Origin of the sequence: Cellulomonas fimi (genome assembly GCF_028527925.1) — a bacterium.
In the GTDB taxonomy this organism is placed as follows: domain Bacteria; phylum Actinomycetota; class Actinomycetes; order Actinomycetales; family Cellulomonadaceae; genus Cellulomonas; species Cellulomonas fimi_C.
This window is the reverse complement of the sequence record NZ_JAPESW010000040.1, coordinates 1-17,914: the sequence shown is the minus strand read 5'-3', so window position 1 is coordinate 17,914 and position 17,914 is coordinate 1. Positions and strand designations below refer to the sequence as shown.

The 17,914-nt window shown below is 74.8% G+C and carries 17 protein-coding genes; 8 read left to right on the top strand and 9 right to left on the bottom strand.

Annotated features, from left to right (window positions below; genetic code table 11):
• The first annotated feature begins 194 nt into the window (after positions 1-194).
• Both OMK64_RS15685 and OMK64_RS15680 read left to right on the top strand, forming a co-directional pair.
• Positions 195-917, top strand: a complete 723-nt coding sequence (locus OMK64_RS15685; protein ID WP_272729296.1) for a TIGR03089 family protein — start codon at positions 195-197, stop codon at positions 915-917.
• A 46-nt stretch (positions 918-963) separates the two neighbouring features.
• Positions 964-1,602: a class I SAM-dependent methyltransferase gene (locus OMK64_RS15680; protein WP_272729295.1), complete on the top strand. Its 639-nt coding sequence runs from the start codon at positions 964-966 to the stop codon at positions 1,600-1,602.
• 46 nt (positions 1,603-1,648) lie between these two features.
• Here OMK64_RS15680 and manA read toward each other — a convergent pair whose 3' ends face one another.
• The gene (manA, locus tag OMK64_RS15675; protein WP_272729294.1) at positions 1,649-2,836 is read right to left on the bottom strand and encodes a mannose-6-phosphate isomerase, class I; all 1,188 of its coding nucleotides are present in this window, start codon (positions 2,834-2,836) and stop codon (positions 1,649-1,651) included.
• Positions 2,837-2,935: 99 nt separating this feature from the next.
• Between manA and rfbA the strand changes: the two genes are divergently transcribed.
• Positions 2,936-3,796, top strand: a complete 861-nt coding sequence (gene rfbA / locus OMK64_RS15670) for a glucose-1-phosphate thymidylyltransferase RfbA (protein ID WP_272729293.1) — start codon at positions 2,936-2,938, stop codon at positions 3,794-3,796.
• Here the strand turns inward: rfbA and OMK64_RS15665 are convergent.
• Positions 3,772-4,956: a glycosyltransferase family 4 protein gene (locus OMK64_RS15665; RefSeq protein WP_272729292.1), complete on the bottom strand. Its 1,185-nt coding sequence runs from the start codon at positions 4,954-4,956 to the stop codon at positions 3,772-3,774. The genes rfbA and OMK64_RS15665 overlap by 25 nt on opposite strands.
• Before the next feature lie 90 nt (positions 4,957-5,046).
• Here OMK64_RS15665 and OMK64_RS15660 point away from each other — a divergent pair, with 90 nt between their 5' ends.
• On the top strand, positions 5,047-6,144 hold the full coding sequence (locus OMK64_RS15660; protein WP_272729291.1) for a glycosyltransferase family 4 protein: 1,098 nt from the start codon (positions 5,047-5,049) through the stop codon (positions 6,142-6,144).
• Here OMK64_RS15660 and OMK64_RS15655 read toward each other — a convergent pair.
• The 5 genes from OMK64_RS15655 to OMK64_RS15635 are packed head-to-tail and all read right to left on the bottom strand — an operon-like array spanning position 6,120 to position 11,878.
• Entirely contained in the window at positions 6,120-7,202 is a 1,083-nt protein-coding gene (locus OMK64_RS15655) for a glycosyltransferase family 4 protein (protein ID WP_272729290.1), read from the bottom strand. The two genes, OMK64_RS15660 and OMK64_RS15655, sit on opposite strands and share 25 nt — an antisense overlap.
• 5 nt (positions 7,203-7,207) lie before the next feature.
• Positions 7,208-8,578 carry a glycosyltransferase family 4 protein gene (locus tag OMK64_RS15650; protein WP_272729289.1) on the bottom strand — a complete coding sequence of 457 codons (1,371 nt, stop codon included), beginning with the start codon at positions 8,576-8,578 and terminating at the stop codon, positions 7,208-7,210.
• On the bottom strand, positions 8,575-9,768 hold the full coding sequence (locus OMK64_RS15645; protein ID WP_272729288.1) for a glycosyltransferase family 4 protein: 1,194 nt from the start codon (positions 9,766-9,768) through the stop codon (positions 8,575-8,577). Before OMK64_RS15645 ends, OMK64_RS15650 begins: the two co-directional genes overlap by 4 nt.
• A complete protein-coding gene (locus tag OMK64_RS15640) occupies positions 9,765-10,940 on the bottom strand; it encodes an ABC transporter ATP-binding protein (protein ID WP_272729287.1) in 1,176 nt (391 codons plus the stop codon). Before OMK64_RS15640 ends, OMK64_RS15645 begins: the two co-directional genes overlap by 4 nt.
• 2 nt (positions 10,941-10,942) lie before the next feature.
• Positions 10,943-11,878 (bottom strand): ABC transporter permease, encoded by a 936-nt coding sequence (locus OMK64_RS15635; protein WP_272729286.1) that lies wholly within the window; start codon positions 11,876-11,878, stop codon positions 10,943-10,945.
• A gap of 175 nt (positions 11,879-12,053) precedes the next feature.
• On the opposite strand from OMK64_RS15635, the gene OMK64_RS20925 reads away from it, so the two are divergent.
• From OMK64_RS20925 to OMK64_RS15620, 3 genes are read left to right on the top strand one after another with little or no spacing between them, the layout of a single operon-like run.
• Positions 12,054-13,073 carry a glycosyltransferase family 4 protein gene (locus OMK64_RS20925; RefSeq protein WP_272729285.1) on the top strand — a complete coding sequence of 340 codons (1,020 nt, stop codon included), beginning with the start codon at positions 12,054-12,056 and terminating at the stop codon, positions 13,071-13,073.
• Positions 13,070-13,906, top strand: a complete 837-nt coding sequence (locus OMK64_RS15625) for a hypothetical protein (RefSeq protein ID WP_272729284.1) — start codon at positions 13,070-13,072, stop codon at positions 13,904-13,906. The genes OMK64_RS20925 and OMK64_RS15625 overlap by 4 nt, the downstream gene beginning before the upstream one ends.
• Positions 13,903-15,186: a class I SAM-dependent methyltransferase gene (locus tag OMK64_RS15620; RefSeq protein WP_272729283.1), complete on the top strand. Its 1,284-nt coding sequence runs from the start codon at positions 13,903-13,905 to the stop codon at positions 15,184-15,186. Before OMK64_RS15625 ends, OMK64_RS15620 begins: the two co-directional genes overlap by 4 nt.
• Before the next feature lie 108 nt (positions 15,187-15,294).
• Here OMK64_RS15620 and OMK64_RS15615 read toward each other — a convergent pair whose 3' ends face one another.
• The gene (locus OMK64_RS15615) at positions 15,295-16,899 is read right to left on the bottom strand and encodes an acyltransferase family protein (RefSeq protein ID WP_272729282.1); all 1,605 of its coding nucleotides are present in this window, start codon (positions 16,897-16,899) and stop codon (positions 15,295-15,297) included.
• Between the two features lie 84 nt (positions 16,900-16,983).
• Here OMK64_RS15615 and OMK64_RS15610 point away from each other — a divergent pair, with 84 nt between their 5' ends.
• Positions 16,984-17,523, top strand: a complete 540-nt coding sequence (locus tag OMK64_RS15610) for a hypothetical protein (protein WP_272729281.1) — start codon at positions 16,984-16,986, stop codon at positions 17,521-17,523.
• 5 nt (positions 17,524-17,528) lie between these two features.
• Here OMK64_RS15610 and OMK64_RS15605 read toward each other — a convergent pair.
• Positions 17,529-17,914: hypothetical protein (locus OMK64_RS15605; RefSeq protein ID WP_272729280.1), on the bottom strand; the 386-nt coding region annotated here is incomplete at its 5' end.

Genomic DNA, 17,914 nt, shown 5'->3' with positions numbered 1-17,914 from the left:
TGCGGTTCGTTCAAGGCTCGGCAGAGCGGCTCCCGGAGGACGCCGCGTGGTGGTGCTCGCGCATGAATCTCTTCTCAGGAATTACACGCGTGTCGTTCGAGGGCGTCAAGCCGAGCCGTGGTAGTTGCCCGGATATGTCGGGGTGAACTTGTGGCACACGGGTGAAGACGGCGTGTCGCGCCTACTGTGGCACGGTGCCAGCGACGACCATCACCGACCTGATGACCCTCCTGACCCGCGATCCGGGCAGACCGCGCATCACCTGGTACGGCGACGACGGCGAGCGCGTCGAGCTCTCCGGCGCGGTGCTCGAGAACTGGGTCAACAAGACGACGAACCTGCTCGTCGAGGAGCTCGACGCGGCTCCCGGGACGGTCGTCGCGGTCGACCTGCCGGGCCACTGGAGGACCCTCGTCTGGGCGCTCGCCGCCTGGCGCGCCGGCGCGTGCGTTCACCTGGGCGTCGTGGGGACGGCGGACGTGGTCGTCACCGACCGCCCCGCGGCGGCGACGTCCGCGCCCGGGGTCGTCGCCGTCGCGCTGCCCGCGCTCGCCCGCCGGTTCCCCGACCCCCTGCCGCCGCGCGCGATCGACGCGGCCGCGGCCGTCATGACGTACGGCGACGCGCTCGGGTGGGTCCCCGCCGTCCAGCCGGGGTCCGCCGCGCTCGCCGACGGCGAGCGCACCCTCACCCACGCGGAGCTGCTCGCCCACGCGCCCGAGGGCGCCGACCGGGTCCTGACGGCCGCTGGAGCGCGGGGCGACGCACGGGCGCTCCTCGCCGCCGTCGCGGTCCTCGCCGCCGGCGGGTCGCTCGTGCTCGCGTCCGAGCAGGCCGCGGACGCGCTCAGGGCCGACCCCGGCCGCCGCGAGTCGCTCGCGGCCTCGGAGCGCGTCACCGACGACCGGCTGGTGTGATCCCGCCCCTGTCGCGGGGGGCGCGCCGGATTCCTAGGCTGCGGACATGGGAGGACGCCCGCACGACGACACGGGGGCGCGCGACGTCGGCGACGCCACCGCGCAGCGTGCGTACGCCGAGCGGCTCGCGGCGATCAGCGGCGTGCGGTGGAAGCGCCTCCTGCACGTCCAGGCGGTGTACCAGGCGCACGTCCGGCACCTGCGCCTCGGGAGGGCCGTCGACGTGGGGTGCGGGATCGGGCGCAACCTCCGGTCGCTCGGACCCGGCTCGGTGGGCGTCGACCACAACCCCTACTCGGTCGCGATCGCGCGTCGCGCCGGTCTCGACGCCCGCACGGTCGACGAGTTCTTCGCGGACCCCGCCGCCAGCGCACCCGGCACCTACGACGGCTTGCTCGCCGCGCACCTCGTCGAGCACCTGAGCCCGCCCGACGCGCGCGCCGTCCTGGGCCGCTACGTGCCGCTCGTCCGCCCCGGCGGCACGGTGGCGTTCATCACGCCGCAGGAGCGGGGCTACCGGAGCGACCCGACCCACGTGACGTTCGCGCGGCACGAGGAGCTCGTCGAGCTGGCGCACGACCTCGGGCTGGTCGTCGACCGCACGTACTCGTTCCCGTTCCCGCGCGTCGCGGGCCACGTGTTCGTCTACAACGAGTTCACCCTGCGCGCGCACGTGCCCGCCTGACCGTCGAGCGGGCGCCGTCCCGGCGGGACGCGGCGGGCGGCTCGCGTCAGGGCACGTCCGCCTGGACGAGGCGGCCACGACCGCGCACGGTGAGCGAGCCGTCGCCGGCCGGCACGAACGCGACCTCGCCCTGTGCGAGCGTGAGCGCGCCGTCGCGCAGCGTGTCGACCTGCACCGCGCCCTCCAGGCACAGCAGGATGCGCGGCCCCCGCCCGGGCAGCGGGTGCGCCTCGTCGTCGGCGATCTCGGTGACCGAGAGCTCGAAGTCGTCGACCGGGGCGTAGAACACCTTGGTGGCGCCGTGGAAGACCTCGGGTGCGATGCGGATGGGCGGCGCCGCGACGTAGTCGACGTTGCGCAGCAGCTCCGGCACGTCGACGTGCTTGGGCGTCAGGCCCGCACGGAGCACGTTGTCGGAGCTCGCCATGACCTCGACGCCGACGCCGCTGAGGTACGCGTGCACGCCTCCCGCCGGCACGAACATCGCGTCGCCCGGCTGCAGCGTCACGGGGTTGAGCAGCAGCGACGTGACGACGCCGGGGTCGCCCGGGTACGCCTCCTGCAGGACGCCGACCGTCCGGTCGGCACGCGGCGAGGGCGAGCCCGCGGCGAGGCGCGCGCCGCACGCGGCGGCGACCTCCCCCACCTCGGCCGCGCTCGGCCGGGTCGCGGGCTCGAGCAGCTGGGTGAACGCCGCGCGGATGCCGTCGGCGGTCGGCTCGGCCGCGAGGACGCCGTGCAGCTCCTTCGCGAGCGGCGCGTCGAGGCCCGCGAACAGCTCGGCCGCCCGCCGCGGCGCCCGGAAGCCGCACATCGCCTCGAAGTGCGTGAGCGCGTAGACGAGCTCCGGCTTGTGGTTGCGGTCGCGGTAGTTGCGGTGCGGGGCGTCGACGGGGATGCCCGCCGCCTCCTCCTCCGCGAAGCCCTCGCGGGCACGGTCGATGTGCGGGTGGACCTGGAGCGACAGCGGGCTGTCGGCCGCGATGACCTTGAGCAGGTAGGGCAGCGACGGGCCGAACCGCGCCACGACGTCCTCGCCGAGCGTGTGCGCCACGTCGTCCGCGATCAGGTCCCCGAGCGTGCCCTCGCCGTCGACCGGTCGTGACGGCGCGGCGGCGTGCGCCCCCATCCACGCCTCGGCCAGGACCTCCGGCGTCTCGTCCCCGAAGAGCCGGTGCAGCGCGGTGCGTGACCCCCATGCGTAGTCCTGGGTCGCGTGGGTGATGCGGAGCACGAGCAGCCTTCCGGTCGGGGACAGGTCGGGCACATCGTACCGGCGTCGCCCCGGCGCCGGATTCCCCCGCGGCCGTCCGATGGGCCAGACTGTCGGCTCATGCGTGGAATCATCCTGGCCGGCGGCTCCGGCACCCGCCTCCACCCCATCACCCTCGGCGTGAGCAAGCAGCTGGTCCCGGTCTACGACAAGCCGATGATCTACTACCCGCTCTCGACCCTGATCCTCGCGGGCATCCGGGACGTGCTCGTCATCACGACCCCGCACGACGCCGCGCAGTTCCAGCGTCTGCTCGGCGACGGCTCGCAGTTCGGCATCTCGATCGAGTACACGGTGCAGGCCGAGCCGAACGGGCTCGCGCAGGCGTTCGTGCTGGGTGCGGACTTCGTCGGGACCGACGCCGCGGCGCTGGTCCTCGGCGACAACATCTTCTACGGGCCGGGGCTCGGCTCGCGGCTCGACCGCTTCAGCGACATCGACGGCGCGGCGGTGTTCGCCTACCGCGTCGCCGACCCGACCGCCTACGGCGTCGTCGAGTTCGACGCGGACGGCCGCGCGCTCTCGCTCGAGGAGAAGCCGCAGCAGCCGCGCAGCAAGTTCGCGGTGCCCGGCCTGTACTTCTACGACAACGACGTCGTCGCGATCGCGCGCGACCTCGCGCCGTCCGCGCGCGGCGAGTACGAGATCACCGACGTCAACCGGACCTACCTCGAGCAGGGCCGCCTCCAGGTCGAGGAGCTCCCGCGCGGCACCGCCTGGCTCGACACGGGCACCTTCGACTCGCTGCTCGAGGCGTCGGACTACGTGCGCACCATCGAGCACCGCCAGGGCCTCAAGATCGGGTGCCCGGAGGAGGTCGCGTGGCGTCGGGGCTTCCTCACCGACGCCGAGCTCGCGCAGCGCGCCGAGCTCCTCACGAAGTCCGGCTACGGCAGCTACCTGCTGGGGCTGCTCGACTGAGCGCCGCCCGGCGCGGGGGGCACCGTCCGCCCGCGCCGGGTCCCCCGCAGGGCGTCCTCGAACGCGCGCACGTGCACCTGCGCGGCACCGTCCCACGTGAACCCCGCCGCCCGGGCGCGCGCCGCCGCCCCCAGCGCGGAGCGCCGGACCGGGTCGTCGAGGAGCGCGCGCAGGGCCCGGGCGATCGCCGGCGCGTCCGGCTCGGTGTAGGCGACCGCGTCGCCGCCGACCTCGGGCAGCGACAGACGGCGCGTCGTCAGCACCGTCGCGCCGCAGGCCATCGCCTCCAGCACGGGCAGGCCGAAGCCCTCGCCGAGGCTCGGGTACGCGACGACGTCCGCCCCGGTGAGCAGAGGTGCGAGGTCCTCGTACGGCACGTACCCCGGGACGACGACCCGCAGGCCCGGCGGGACGCGTCGCAGCGCGTCCTCGAGCGTGTCGTCCCAGCCGCGGGCCCCCGCGAGCACGAGCGCCGGGGGACGCTCCATCCCCTGCACCGCCGCGACCCAGCCGTCCACGAGGGCCGGGACGTTCTTGCGCGGCTCGATCGTGCCGAGGAACACCACGGCCGGACCGTCCAGGCCGAGCGACGCACGGACCCGCGCCACGTCGTCGTCCGACGCCGGGCGGAACGCCGTCGGGTCGACACCGTGGTAGGCGACGTGGAAGCGGTCCGCGTGGCGCCGGGCCGCCGGCAGCAGGCGGAGCACCTCGTCGCGCGTCGCCTCCGACGGGACGACGAGCGCGGACGCCCGCCGCACCGCCAGCCGGGTCGCCGTCCGGAAGAACGGCGCCTTGACGCTGAGGTGCAGGTGCGGGTCGGTGAAGAACGTCGCGTCGTGGAGCGTGACGACGACGGGCACGGGAGAGAGCATCGGCATCGTGTAGTGCGGGCTGAGCACCACGTCGGCGCGGGTGCGCCGCACCAGCAGCGGCAGGCCCGTCTGCTCCCACGCGAGGCGCACCGCGCGGCGGTCCGTAGCCCCGGGGACCACGACGGGCCGCGCACCGGTCTCGCCGAGCACCTCGGCGTCGGCGGGCCGGCACGCCACCGCGACCTGCACCCCGGCGCGCGCGAGGGCGGGCAGCAGCGCGTCGACGTACCGCCCCACACCACCGCGGTCCGGCGGGACCGCGGTGCCGTCCACGAGGACCCGCATCACGACCCCGCAGGTCGGCGGCCCGACCAGGGCCGGGAGGCGGTCGTGGGACGGCGCGGCGGGGTCCAGGGCACGCCGTAGTCTCTCACCATGTCGTCGCCCGCCCCGCGCCTGCACGTGGCCGTGACCGTCGAGCAGGCGTGGCAGCCGGTGCCGGGCGGGTCGGGCACCTACGTCGCGGCGCTGACGCGCGAGCTCGCGGGCCTCGCGGACGTCACCGGCCTCGCCGCGTGGCACCGTCGACCGGCGCCCGCGGACTGGGCGCCCACGGGACGCGTGCGACGCGTGCCGCTCCCCCGCGTCGCGCTCTACGAGGCCTGGCAGCGCGTGCGGCTGCCCCGGGCGGAGTGGAGCGTCCCCGCGGCCGACGTGGTGCACGCGACGACGTGGGCCGTCCCCCCGACGCGACGCCCGCTCGTGGTCACCGTGCACGACCTCGCGTTCCTCGCCGATCCCGAGCACTTCACGGCCCGCGGCGCCGCGTTCTTCCGGCGCGCCCTCGACGACGTGCGCCGACGCGCCGACGCCGTCGTGGTCCCGTCCGCCACGACCCGCGACGAGTGCCTCGCCGCGGGCATCGAGGAGAGCCGCCTGCACGTCGTCCCGCACGGCACCGACGTGCGGCCCGCGGCCCCGCAGGACGTCGACCGCTTCCGGGACCGTCACGGCCTCGCGCGGCCGTACGTGCTGTGGGTCGGCACGCGTGAGCCCCGCAAGAACCTGCGCACCGTGCTGGCCGCGCACGCCCGCGCCGCCGGGACGACCGGCACCGAGCTCGTCCTCGTCGGCCCGCGCGGCTGGGGCGACACCGGCCTCGACGACGCACCGCCCGGCGTGCGCGTGCTGGGTGCGCTCGACCGGTCCGAGCTCGACGCCGCGTACACCGGCGCCCGCGCCTTCTGCTTCCCGTCCTACCGCGAGGGCTTCGGCCTGCCCGTCCTCGAGGGCATGGCCGCGGGGGTGCCGGTCGTGACCTCGGCCGGCACCGCGTGCGCCGACGTCGCGGGCGACGCGGCGCTGCTCGTCGACCCCGCCGACGCCGACGCGGTCGCGGACGCGCTCGTCGAGGCGTGCGGCGAGCGCCACGACGCCCTCGCGACCGCGTCGACCGCCCGCGCGCGGCAGTTCTCGTGGCGGCACGCCGCCGAGCGCACGCTCGAGGTCTACGCCTCCACGGCGCGGCGGTAGGCCGCGACCGTCGCGGCGGCGCACCGCTCCCACGTGAACGTCGCGGCGTGCGCACGCGCCGCCTGCAGCGCGTGCGCGGGGCCCGGCGGGCCGTCCACCGCGGCCGCGAGCACGTCCGCCCAGGCGTCGACGTCGGTCGCCGCGACGAACCGCGCGTGCTCCCCCGCCACCTCGCGCAGCACCGGCACGTCCGAGCAGACCACCGGCACCCCCGCCGCCATGCCCTCGAGGACGGGCAGGCCGAAGCCCTCGTAGAGCGACGGCATCAGGAGCGCGCGCGCTCCCGCGACCAGACCGCGTACGTCCTCGCCCGGCAGGTGCGGCATCACGACCGTCCCGGGCGTCTGCGCGACGTCGTGCCAGCCCGAGGCGCCCACGAGCACGAGCGAGCCGCTCCCCCCGCGCTGCTCGTGCAGACGCTGCGCGGCCACGACCGTCGCGAGGTTCTTGCGCGGCTCTCGCGTCCCGACGAAGACGCTGTACGGCCCCCGCACACCGAGCGACTCGAGCCGGGCCTCCGGCAGCGGCCGGGCCTGCGACCACACCGGTGCGACGCCCAGCGGCGTCACGTCGACCCGGTCCGCACGCACGTCGTACGTCTCGACGACCTCGCGGGCGACGGTCCGCGAGGGCACGAGGACGCGCCGGGCGCGACGCAAGCCGCGCGGGACGAGCGTCCGGTACTGCCGGGACGCCGGTGCGACGAGCTCCGGGAAGCGCTCGTACGTCAGGTCGTGCACCGTCACCACGCCCGCCCCCCGGGTCGGCGGCAGGACGAAGTTCGTGCCGTGGAACACGTCGTGCCGCCCGCACAGCAGCTCCGCGGACGGCACGTCGGCCCGCATCCAGGCCGCGCGCAGCACCCGCGCCGGGACGCGCGACGACCGCCACGCGACCGTCGACGGCAGGTCGTCCGGCACCCCCGCGCGGCCCGTGAACGGCGTCGCGACGACGTCGAGCCCCGGCGTGGCCGCGAGCCCATCGACGAGGTGCGCGACGTACGTGCCGATCCCCGTCCGGGCGCCGAGCAGCGGCGTCCCGTCGAGCGCGACCCGCACGGTGGTCAGCCGCGCTCGCGCGGCTCGCCGCGCTCCTCGTGCGCGTCGGTCGCCCGTGCGACCGACTCGACGGTCGCGCGGGTCAGCGTGTTGAGCTGGTCGACGACCGGCTGCATCTGCCACGCGGTGAGCTTGCGCACGACGCGTCGCGCGAACGGGCGCACGCCGCGGCCCGGCCCCGGGTCGGGCAGGTGCACGTCGCGCACGCGCCGCAGCGGCGCGGTCGCGAACGCGACGTCCTGCGCGGAGGCGCTGTGCGCGGACACGGCCCCGACCGCACCGCCCCGGCGCTGCGCGGCGCGCGCCACGACCTCGGCCTGGATGGCGTCCCGGCCGGCCGCGGCCGACGGCCACGGTGCCGCGGTGAACGGCTCCGCCTCCGCCTGCGCGAACTCCCAGACGGCCTGGCGCAGCTGCGCGTCGTCGTCGACGAGCCGCACACCCTCGACGCCGGCCGCCTGCTCCTCGAGCGCGCCCACGCGCGTCGCGATGACCGGCCGGTTGAGCAGGCGCGCGCGCTCGAGCACGCCCGACGACCAGATCTCGCGGTACGGCAGCACGACGACGTCGCTCGCGATGATCCAGCGGTCGAACAGCTCGTCGCTCACGTACCCGACGTGCACGTGCGCACCGCGCACGGCCTGTGCACGGTCCTCGAGCTCCTGCGCGTACGCGACGAACTGGGGCTCCTCCACGCGCACCGACCCGACGACGTCGAGCCGGGCGGGCGCGGGCAGGCCGCGGAACGCGTCGATGGCCCGGTCGTAGCCCTTGTGCGGCTGGATGAACCCGATCGACAGGAACAGGCGCGCGTCCGCCTCGATCCCGAGGCTCGCACGCGCGCCGGCGCGGTCGGCGCGCGACCGCGGCACGAACGCCGCCCCGTGCTCGACGATCTGGACCCGGCCCGCCGGGACGCCGAACGCCTCGACGAACCGCTGCCGCTCCGACTCCGAGTGCACCTGCACGACGTCGACCTGGCGCCACAGCGCGCGCGCCGCGCGCGCGGCCGGGCTCGCGCCGCGCCCGTGCCGGTAGTCGATCTCGTGCACGACGACCTCGACGCGCGGCGCGAGCCGGAACGCCACCGCGAGCGCCGCGCTGACCTCCGCCCGCTGCGTGGGCGACGAGGGCACCGGGTAGAAGAAGTCGGGGTGGAACTGCACGACGAGCTTGTCGTAGCCGCGCACACGCTTGGCCAGGGCGAGCCCGCCGCGGGGCCCGACGAGGTCGAGGTGGTGGTGCGCCGCGGACGGGCCCGGCGAGAGGACCTCGACGTCGTGGCCCTGCGCGCGCAGCGCCGCGACGGACTGCTGCGCGTAGGAGGCGATGCCGTCCCGCAGCGGCGGGTACGGCGTGACCATCAAGATCCTCACGGCGCCTCCGTCCAGGCCTCGAGCTGCGCCTCGACGCGGTCCAGCACGAGCTCCCACGTGTAGTTCTCGAGCACGTAGCCGCGGCCCGACGCGGCCATCGCGGCGGCCTCCTGCGGGGCGTCGGCCAGGAAGTGCAGGCACTGCTCGAGCTCGAGCTCGTCGTCGTAGGTCAGGCCCGCGCCCGAGCGCTCGCAGTGCCACCGCACGACCTCGCTGCCACCGTTCGCGATGACCGGGGTCCCGGCGAGCCACGCCTCCATGATCGTCCGCGAGAACGCCTCGTAGCGGCTCGGCTGCAGGTAGGCGTCCGCGGCCGCGAACGCGTTGTCGCGCTCGTCGTCGTCGAGGAAGCCGACGTCGACGACCTTGCCCTCCATGCCGCGGGGCGGCCGGACCTCGCCGGCGCCCATCGTCACGAGCGTGAACGGCAGGTCGCGCCGCGCGTTGATCGCCGCGAGCGCCTCGAGCAGCTCGTCCCAGCCCTTCGCGCCCTCGCGCCGGCCGGCGTAGAGCAGGAAGCGCCCCTCGATCCCGTAGCGCTCGCGGAAGCCGTCGGGGTCGTACCGCTCCGGCACCTCGACGCCGCACCCGACGACCTCGTGCGGCGCCACGTCGGGCGCGATGCGCAGCGCGAGGTCCTGCTCCGGACCCGACTGGAACAGCAGCCCGGCGCTGCCGGTGAACACCGGACGGAACAGGTCCAGGTACGCGTAGGGCTCGTCGTGCAGGCACGTCCAGAGCACGCTCTTCTCGGGCGCGATCTGCGAGCACGCGAACGTGACCCAGAACGGGTACGGCGTGAAGACGAGCGCCCGGTAGTCGTCGGCGTGGTCCAGGATGTGGTGGTAAAGCTCCGGGACCCGCATCCCGCCGTTCATCCAGCGCTGCTGCTCGGTGATGGTCAGCGTGTCGCCCGCGAGGATGCGGCGCTCGAGCTCCCCGCGCTCGGGCGTGGTCGTGTCGACCACGGGGAACCGGCGCACCGGCATGCCGTCCTCGACGTGCAGACCGGGCTCGAGCTCGTTGGCCCACGAGTGGTGGTCGAGCGCGGTCGTCGTGAGGATCTCCACGTCCCAGCCCCGCGCCTGCAGGCCGAACGCCATCTGGCGCAGCACGATCTCGGCGCCGCCGACGATGCGGTCGCCGTAGCGCGCGGGGACCAGGCCGATCCGGCCCGCCCGGGCGCTCACGCGACCACCTCGAACCGCGGCGCGAGGTGCACGACGCCGTCCTCGGAGACCGTGGTCCGCACGCGCACGACGGCCGCACGGTCGACCCGGTGCCACTCGGGCCCTCGTCGGGGGTGCACCGCGGCGGTCACGTAGTACTGCCCTTCCACGACGGGCAGCCGGTCGACCGCGAACGCGACCTCCAGTGGGCCGTCGACGGACGGGGTCGCGACGTCGAGCATGTGCGTGTTGGTGCCGTAGACAAGACGCTCCATGTGGTCGGTGAGCGCGATGCCGACGACGTAGTCCTCGACGCGCTCGCGGGCCTCGAGGCCGATGCGGAAGGTGACGGGCTGGTCCGGGCCGACGGTCACCAGGGGCGAGCCGTCGGGCGCGGTGACGGACAGCGACGTGATGGACACGGGGCGGTCCGTCGCGTTCGGCGCGAGCTCCGCGGCCGCGTCGTCGTTGGCGTCGCGGAACGCGCGGATGACCTCGACCGCGGACCCCTGCGCGACCATGTGGCCGTGGTCGAGCATGACCGCGCGGTCGCACAGCTCACGGACCTGGTCGAGCGCGTGCGTCACGAGCACGATCGTGCGGCCCTCGCTCTGGAACCGCCGGATGCGCTCGAGGCACTTCCGCTGGAACGGCTCGTCGCCGACCGCGAGGACCTCGTCGACGAGCAGGATCTCGGGGTCGACGTGCACGGCGACCGCGAACGCGAGCCGCACGTACATGCCGCTCGAGTAGAACTTCACCTGGGTGTCGATGAACTCCTCGATGCCCGAGAAGTCGACGATCGCGTCGAAGTACTGCTCGGTCTGCTTGCGGGTCAGGCCGAGGAGCGACGCGTTGAGGAAGACGTTCTCGCGGCCCGTGAGGTCGCCGTGGAACCCGGCGCCGAGCTCGAGCAGCGCGGCGAGCCGCCCGCGGCGCTCCACGTACCCGCTGGTCGGGGTGAGGATGCCGCCGATGACCTTGAGCAGCGTGCTCTTGCCCGAGCCGTTGTGGCCGACGAACCCGATCGTCGACCCGGACTGGATGTCGAGGTCGATGTTGCGCAGCGCCCAGAACGAGTTCTCGTGCTCGCGCGACGAGCGCCGGTTGACCAGCCGCTCCTTGAGGCTCTTGTCGTTGCGCAGGCGGAACTGCTTCGAGACGTCGTGCACCCGGATGATGTCGGAGGTCACCGTCACAGCTCCTGCGCGAAGTTGCCCTGGGCGCGCGCGAAGACGCGCTGCGCGAACCAGAGGAGGACGAGGCTGACGGCACCCACGACCGCGAGCCGCAGCTCGAGGTTGCCGTCGTAGTAGAAGGGCGCCCCCTGCTCGGTGCGGCCGCCGGGCCACAGCGCGCGCTGGAACGCGAGGACGACGTTCGTCATCGGGTTCGCCATGTACAGCTGGAACAGCCACTCGTGGGCGCCCTGCAGGTTCTGCTGCACCTTCGTCCAGTCGTAGACGATCGGCGTCATCCAGAACCACAGCAGCAGGCCGACCTCGACGAGGTACTGCACGTCACGCAGGTAGACGTTCGCGGCCGCGAGGATGAGCCCGAGCGCCGTCGCGAAGAGCACGAGCACGAGCAGCGCGAGCGGCACGAGGAACAGGTCGCCCGGCGCCGGCCACGTGCCGGTGACGACGTACGCGCCGAGCAGCACGACGAGCTGCAGCACGAAGTTGACGGCGCTCGCGCCGACGACGGAGAACGGGAACAGCTCGAGCGGCAGGTAGACCTTCTTGACCAGGCCCGCGTTGGACACGATCGAGCCCGTCGAGCCGCCGATGATGTCGGTGAACAGCGTCCACGCGACGAGGCCCGTGAAGAGGTAGATGCCGAACTCGGGGATCTGCTTGCCCGAGCCCAGGAAGATGCCGATGGCGACCGAGTAGACGAGCAGCTGCAGCAGCGGACGCACGAGCGTCCAGAAGAACCCCAGGACGGAGTCCTTGTACTTGACCTTGAGCTCCTTGCGCACGAGGTTCGACAGCAGCTCGCGGTAGCGCCAGACGTCCGCCCAGTCGCGCCCCGCCCCGCGGAACCACCGGGGACGGCTGAACACCCGCTGGAGTCCGTCCTGGCCCTCGCGGGCGGGTGAGCGGACGGCGGTCGGGTCGGCCGTCGTCATGTCAGGCTCCTGTCGTCGCGCACGAACGTCGGATCCTACCGTGAGGACGGCCCGCTCCCCTGGGACGCTGGTCACAGCACGGGGCCGCGACGTGCACCGCTAGAGTGGACGACCGTGCGACCGGCGCCCTGGTGCCCGGCGCTGACGGAGCCCAGGATGCGAGGAGCGAGCCCCGGTGGATGTGATCGTCTGCGGCGCACAGGTGCCGTTCGTCCGAGGCGGTGCCGAGCTCCACATGGACAACATCGTCAAGGCGATGCAGGAGGCGGGGCACCGCGCCGAGCTCGTCCACCTGCCCACCGCGTGGGAGAAGGACCGGCTCTTCGACGCGCCGCTCGCGTGGCGGATGCTGCCGCTCGACGCGGACGTCGTGATCTCGACGAACTTCCCGTCCTACTACGCGCGGCACCCCCGCAAGGTCGTCTGGCTGTTCCACCAGCACCGCGGCGCCTACGACGCGATCGACGCGCCGTGGTCCGACCTCGGGCTCGACGACGACGCGCTCGAGGTGCAGCGCCAGCTGACCGAGTGGGACACGCGCGCGCTCGGCGAGGCCCGGCACGTGTTCACGACGTCGCACGTCGTCGCGGACCGGCTCGCCCGCTACAACGGTCTCGAGGGTGAGGCGCTGTACCACCCGCCGCCGCTCGCGGAGCGCCTGCACACCGGCGAGATGGGCGACTACGTCTTCACCCCGACGCGCCTCGAGACCAACAAGCGCCCCGACCTCATCGTCGACGCGATGTCGCACGTGAGCTCGCCGGTACGTGCGGTCGTCGCCGGCCGCGGGTCGATGACGGCGGACCTCGCGGCACGCGTCGAGCGCGGCGGCCTGGGCGACCGCGTGTCGCTGCCGGGCTTCGTGCCGGACGACGACCTCGTCGAGCAGTACGCGGGCGCGCTCGGGGTCATCTACGCGCCGTTCGACGAGGACTACGGCTACGTGACGCTGCAGGCGTTCCTCGCGGGCAAGCCCGTGATCACGTCGCACGACGCGGGCGGCGTGCTCGAGTGGGTCGAGGACGGCGTCACCGGGTACGTGACCGACGGGACCCCCGAAGGCGTCGCGGACGCGGTCGAGCGGCTCGCCGCGGACCGGGAGAACGCGCGCGCCATGGGCGAGGAGGGACGCCGGCGCGCGTCCGAGCTGTCGTGGCCCGCGGTCGTCGAGCGCCTGCTGTCGGCCTCGGCATGAGCGACCTCCGCATCGGCATCGCCGTCCACGCGGGGCTGAGCGACGAGCTGCACGACGCGCTGGTCCGGATCGCCGAGCGCTGCGACGTGGCGCCCGTGTCCGACGGCGGCCGCTTCGACGCGGTCGTGCGCACCGCCGAGTCGACGCCCGCCCACGGCGAGCGTGCGCTCGTGTGGCTCGACGACCCCGAGGCCCCCGTCCCGGCGTGGGCGTCCGCGGTGCTCACCGCGCCGCGCACCGCGGACGCCGTCGCCGCGACGGCGCCCGTCCCGGTGGTGCCGCTGGGCCCCGCACCCCGCCACCCCTCGGCACGGCCGCTCGCCCCGTTCACGCGCGACCGGGTGCGCCGCGCGCGGGGCCTCACAGGGCCGTCCGTCGCGCACGGCGGGCCCGACGGCTGGACGTGGGACGGCGCCGACGTCCCGGACGACGCCGTCGCGACCGCGGCCGCGCTGGCGTCCGTGGTCGTCGCGCACGACGAGCCCGCCGCGGTGCTCGCCGCCGCGTGGGCCGCACCGGTCGTCGCCCCCGCCGACGTGCGTGCCGAGGTCGGCCTGCCGGACGTCGGCGACGACCTCGAGGCGGCGGCCGAGTCGCTGCTCGCGGACGCCGTCGCGCGCGCCCGGCACGCCCGCGCCTGCCGCGCGGCGTACGAGCGGACGTACGACGCGGACGGCGCGGTCCGCACCCTGGCCACGGTCCTGGGCGTCCGTCCATCTTCGCCGTGGCGGACGGGGTACGCTGACGCCCTCGACGGGCTCGGCACGCCCGCGGGCTCGAACGTGCGGGCCCGTGCGCACGACGCTCTCCGTTCACTGAGGAGTCACCGATGACGCTGCCTCCCGAGGTCAGCACGCAGGCCGTGGGGGTCCTGACGGGCACGCCCGTCCCTCCCGAACCTGTCCAGCAGCCCGTCGACCGGCCCCAGCCGGCACCCGCGGCCGACGCCCGCACCCGTGTCAAGTCCTCCGTCAAGCGCGCGGTCAAGCCGGTGTACGACAGGGTCGCCCCGCGCCTGTTCGCGGTCGTGGTGCGGCGCGCCGAGCAGCTCGAGCGCGAGCTCGCGGCCGCGAACGCACGCCTCGACGCGCTCGAGGGCCGGACGGCCGCCGGTGCGCCCGACCGCGTCAACCTCGCGCTGCTCGTCGAGCAGGTGCGCGCCAACTCGATCAACCAGACGCTGCTCAAGGCCGAGTTCGCGGACGTCCTGCGCCGCTTCGACGAGCTCGGCATGGCGATCGCCCCCGCGACGGGCATCGACGGCGCGGCCGTGCGCCTCGCCGAGCAGCGCGAGCAGATCTCCTCGCTCGACCGGCGGCTGCGCGTCCTCGACTCGCGCGTCAACGCCCAGGCCGCCGCGGTGCAGGCGCGGACGGACGACGCGCAGGCGCCCGCCGCCCCCGCTCCCGCGGCCACCGGTGCCGAGCCCGTGCCCGGGTTCGACTACGTCGGCTTCGAGCGGCGCTTCCGCGGCGCTCCCGACGAGGTGCTGCGCATCCAGCGCGAGCGGTACGTGCCCCTCCTCGCGGGCCACGGTCCCGTCGTGGACATCGGCTGCGGGCGGGGCGAGCTGCTCACCGCGCTCGCCGAGGCGGGCACCGACGGCGTCGGCGTCGAGCCGGAGCCCGGCATGGCCGCCGAGGCGCGCGCCCGGGGCCTGACGATCGCGGAGACGGACGCGGTGGCGTTCCTGCGCGACGCCGAGCCCGGGTCGCTCGGGGCCATCTTCTCGGCGCACGTCGTCGAGCACGTCGAGCTCGACTACCTGCTCGAGTTCATCCACCTCGCCGTGTCGCGGCTGCGGCCGGGCGGGCTGTTCGTCGCCGAGACGCCGAACCCCGCGTCGCTCATCGTGCTGGGCAACAGCTACATCCTCGACCCCACGCACGTGCGCCCGCTGCACCCGTCGCTGCTCGCGTTCCTCTGCGAGAACGCGGGCTTCCGGGACGTCCGGCTGAACTTCTACTCCCCGGCGGAGGGCTACCACCTCCCGACGGTCGACCCGGAGCTGGGCGAGGTCGCCGCCGCGGTGAGCACCGGGTTCGGTCGGCTCAACGACGTGCTCTTCGGGGCGCAGGAGTACACGGTCGTCGCGACCCGCGGTCCGGCCTGACCGACCCGCTCCCCCATCACGGACGAGGGACGCCCGGGCACCTGGTGCCCGGGCGTCCCTCATGTCATGAGGGGGTCCGGCCGACGGGACGCGACCCCCGGCGAGGGGTCAGTCGCGCGCGGCGCCGGCGCCCTCGTGGACCGGGGCCGGCGGCGCTGAGGCCGTGTCCGCGCCCGCGGCGTCCTCGGGCGACGGCTCGGCCGTGCGTGCCACGGTGGCGGACGGCTCCGCCACGGCAGGCTCGGTGACCGAAGGTTCCCCCGTCGGCACCGCCGCGGCGGGCACCCCGCCGTCGGCGGTCGCCGCGACGCCGGAGGCGGGCGCGACGCCGGAGGACCGCTGCGAGGGCGCCTCGGGCGTGGTGCCCGTCGCGATCGGCCGGCGGGTGAACCGGTGCCCGAGCCGCTGGAACGGCTTCTCGATCCACGCGTAGGTCGCGGCGGACACGAGCACCGTGAGGCCGACCCAGACGACGAACGTGCCGACCTGCGGCGTGATGCGCAGCGTCTCGGCGAGCTCGGGCGACACCCACGGCGTCGCGTACAGCACGATCGTGTGCGTGAGGTACAGGGAGTAGCTGATGGTGCCGAGGTACGTCAGCGCACGCGGCCACCGACGCCCGCGCAGCAGGAACCCGAGCGCGAACACGGCGAACGCGGCGAGGAAGGTGACGGCCTCGGGACGCCACGTGACGAAGGCACCCGCGATCGGCTCGACGTGCGGTGTCACGAGCACGCGGTGCACGACCGCGACGACGACCAGGGCGCCGCCGAACACGCCCCACGCGACCCACGGGCGCAGCACGCCCTGCATGAGCCGGTACATCACGGTGCCGACGGTCATGGTCGCGAACAGCAGCAGGGAGAACCACACCCGCTCGGGCTGGTTGAGCGCGAGCGGGACGGTGACCGCGACGAGCGCGACGCCGAGGACGGCCTGCCGGACGCCGCCGCGCGCGTGGAACCAGACGTAGAGGCCGACGGCGACGGTCGCGCTGACGACCGTGAGCAGGCCGGGGAGCCCGTGACCGGTGTCGAGCCGGCCGGGGATCCAGGCGCCCGCGACGCCCGCGAGACCGAGCAGCGACACCGCGATCGGCACGCTGCGCTTGTTCAGGCCGACGATGAGCAGGATCGACATCCCGAGGTAGAACACCACCTCGTAGGCGAGGCTCCAGCTCGCGCCGATGACGAGCGGCCCGGCGAGGAACTGCTGCACCATCGTCGCGTTGGTGGCGGTCCACGCCCAGGGTGCGGCCTTGAACTCGGGCGAGACGTAGAAGCGCCCCATGACGGCGAGGACCAGCGCGACGACGACGCAGAACCAGTACAGCGGGAAGAGCCGGAAGAACCGTCCGACCCAGAACTTGCCGACGGAGCCGTACTTCTCGAGCGACGCGGGGATGATGAACCCGCTGACGAGGAAGAACATGACGACGCCGAACTCGCCGAGCCGGAAGGTGCCGATCGAGAACCGCAGGTACTCCGGCCAGATCATCTCGGCGGAGTGCTGCAGGACGACCGCCATCGCGGCGATGCCGCGCAGGGCGTCGAGGAAGTCGAAGCGGCCACCGCGCGACGCGCTCGCGACCGGCTGGTCGGCGACGGCGGGGACGGCGGGCTCCGGTGCGGCCGCCGCCGGTGCGGAGGCGACCGGCGTGGGCGCGTCGGCGCCGGCGGGCGCGGCGGGAGGGTGCTCGACGTGGCGGCTCACCGCGCAAGGGTAACGTCCCCGTGCGGGCCGGTCGGGCAACCTAGCATGAGGCCCGCCCCCGCCCGACCACACCGACGAGGCCTCGTGACGAACCACCGGCGCCGCCGCACCGCATCGATCCTGCTCACCGCGCTCCTCGCGAGCGCGCTCGTGGCCGGGTGCACCGCCGACGGGGGCGAACCCGACGAGACGGACGACACGCCGACGGCCGCGGCCGGTGCGGACGGCACGGGAGGTGCGACGCCCTCCGCCTCCTCCCCCGCGGGGGCGTCGCCGACCGCGGGTGAGCCCGGGGACGGAGCGGCCCCGACGTCGCCGGCGACGGGCGGCGGGCAGGACCACGCCGCCGGCACCCCGGTCGTCACGTCGGCCGTGGTCGTCGGCACCTCGGTCGAGGTGTCCGGCTACGTCGACGGCGTCGTCGTCGACGACGGCGAGTGCCGGTTCGAGCTCCTGGGCGGCGGGTCGGTGGTGAGCGCGTCGAGCCGGTCGCTGGCCGACGCGGCGAGCACCGCCTGCCCGAGCGTCACGGTGGACGCGCCGAGCGGGTCACCCTCGCAGTGGCGCGCGCGTCTCGTGTGGGTGCCGACGGGCGCCGTCTCCGAGGAGCTGCCCGTCGGCTGAGCCGGTCAGACCGGCGGTCCGAGCGGGATCGCGTCGAGCGCCGCCTGCTCGACCTGCACGACCGTCACCGGACCACCGGCGGCCAGCGCGTACACCGTGTCCATGCTCGACACCGCACGCCGCTTGCCACCCTCGGCCAGGAACAGGTCCGCCGCACCCGTCGAGCGCACGAACACCGGACCGGTCAGCACGCTCGACGACCGCGGCACCGACGCGCACGTCACCGGGTCCATCGCCACGAACGTCAGACCCGTCGCGTCCGCAGCCGCCGCGCTCAGCGGACGCAGCGCACCACCGCTCGCCACGTACCGCTGCGCACCGCACGCCCACGTCGTCCCGAGCTTGACCGGCGCCACCGCGTAGCCCGTCAGCTGCGCCGCCGGCACCTCCG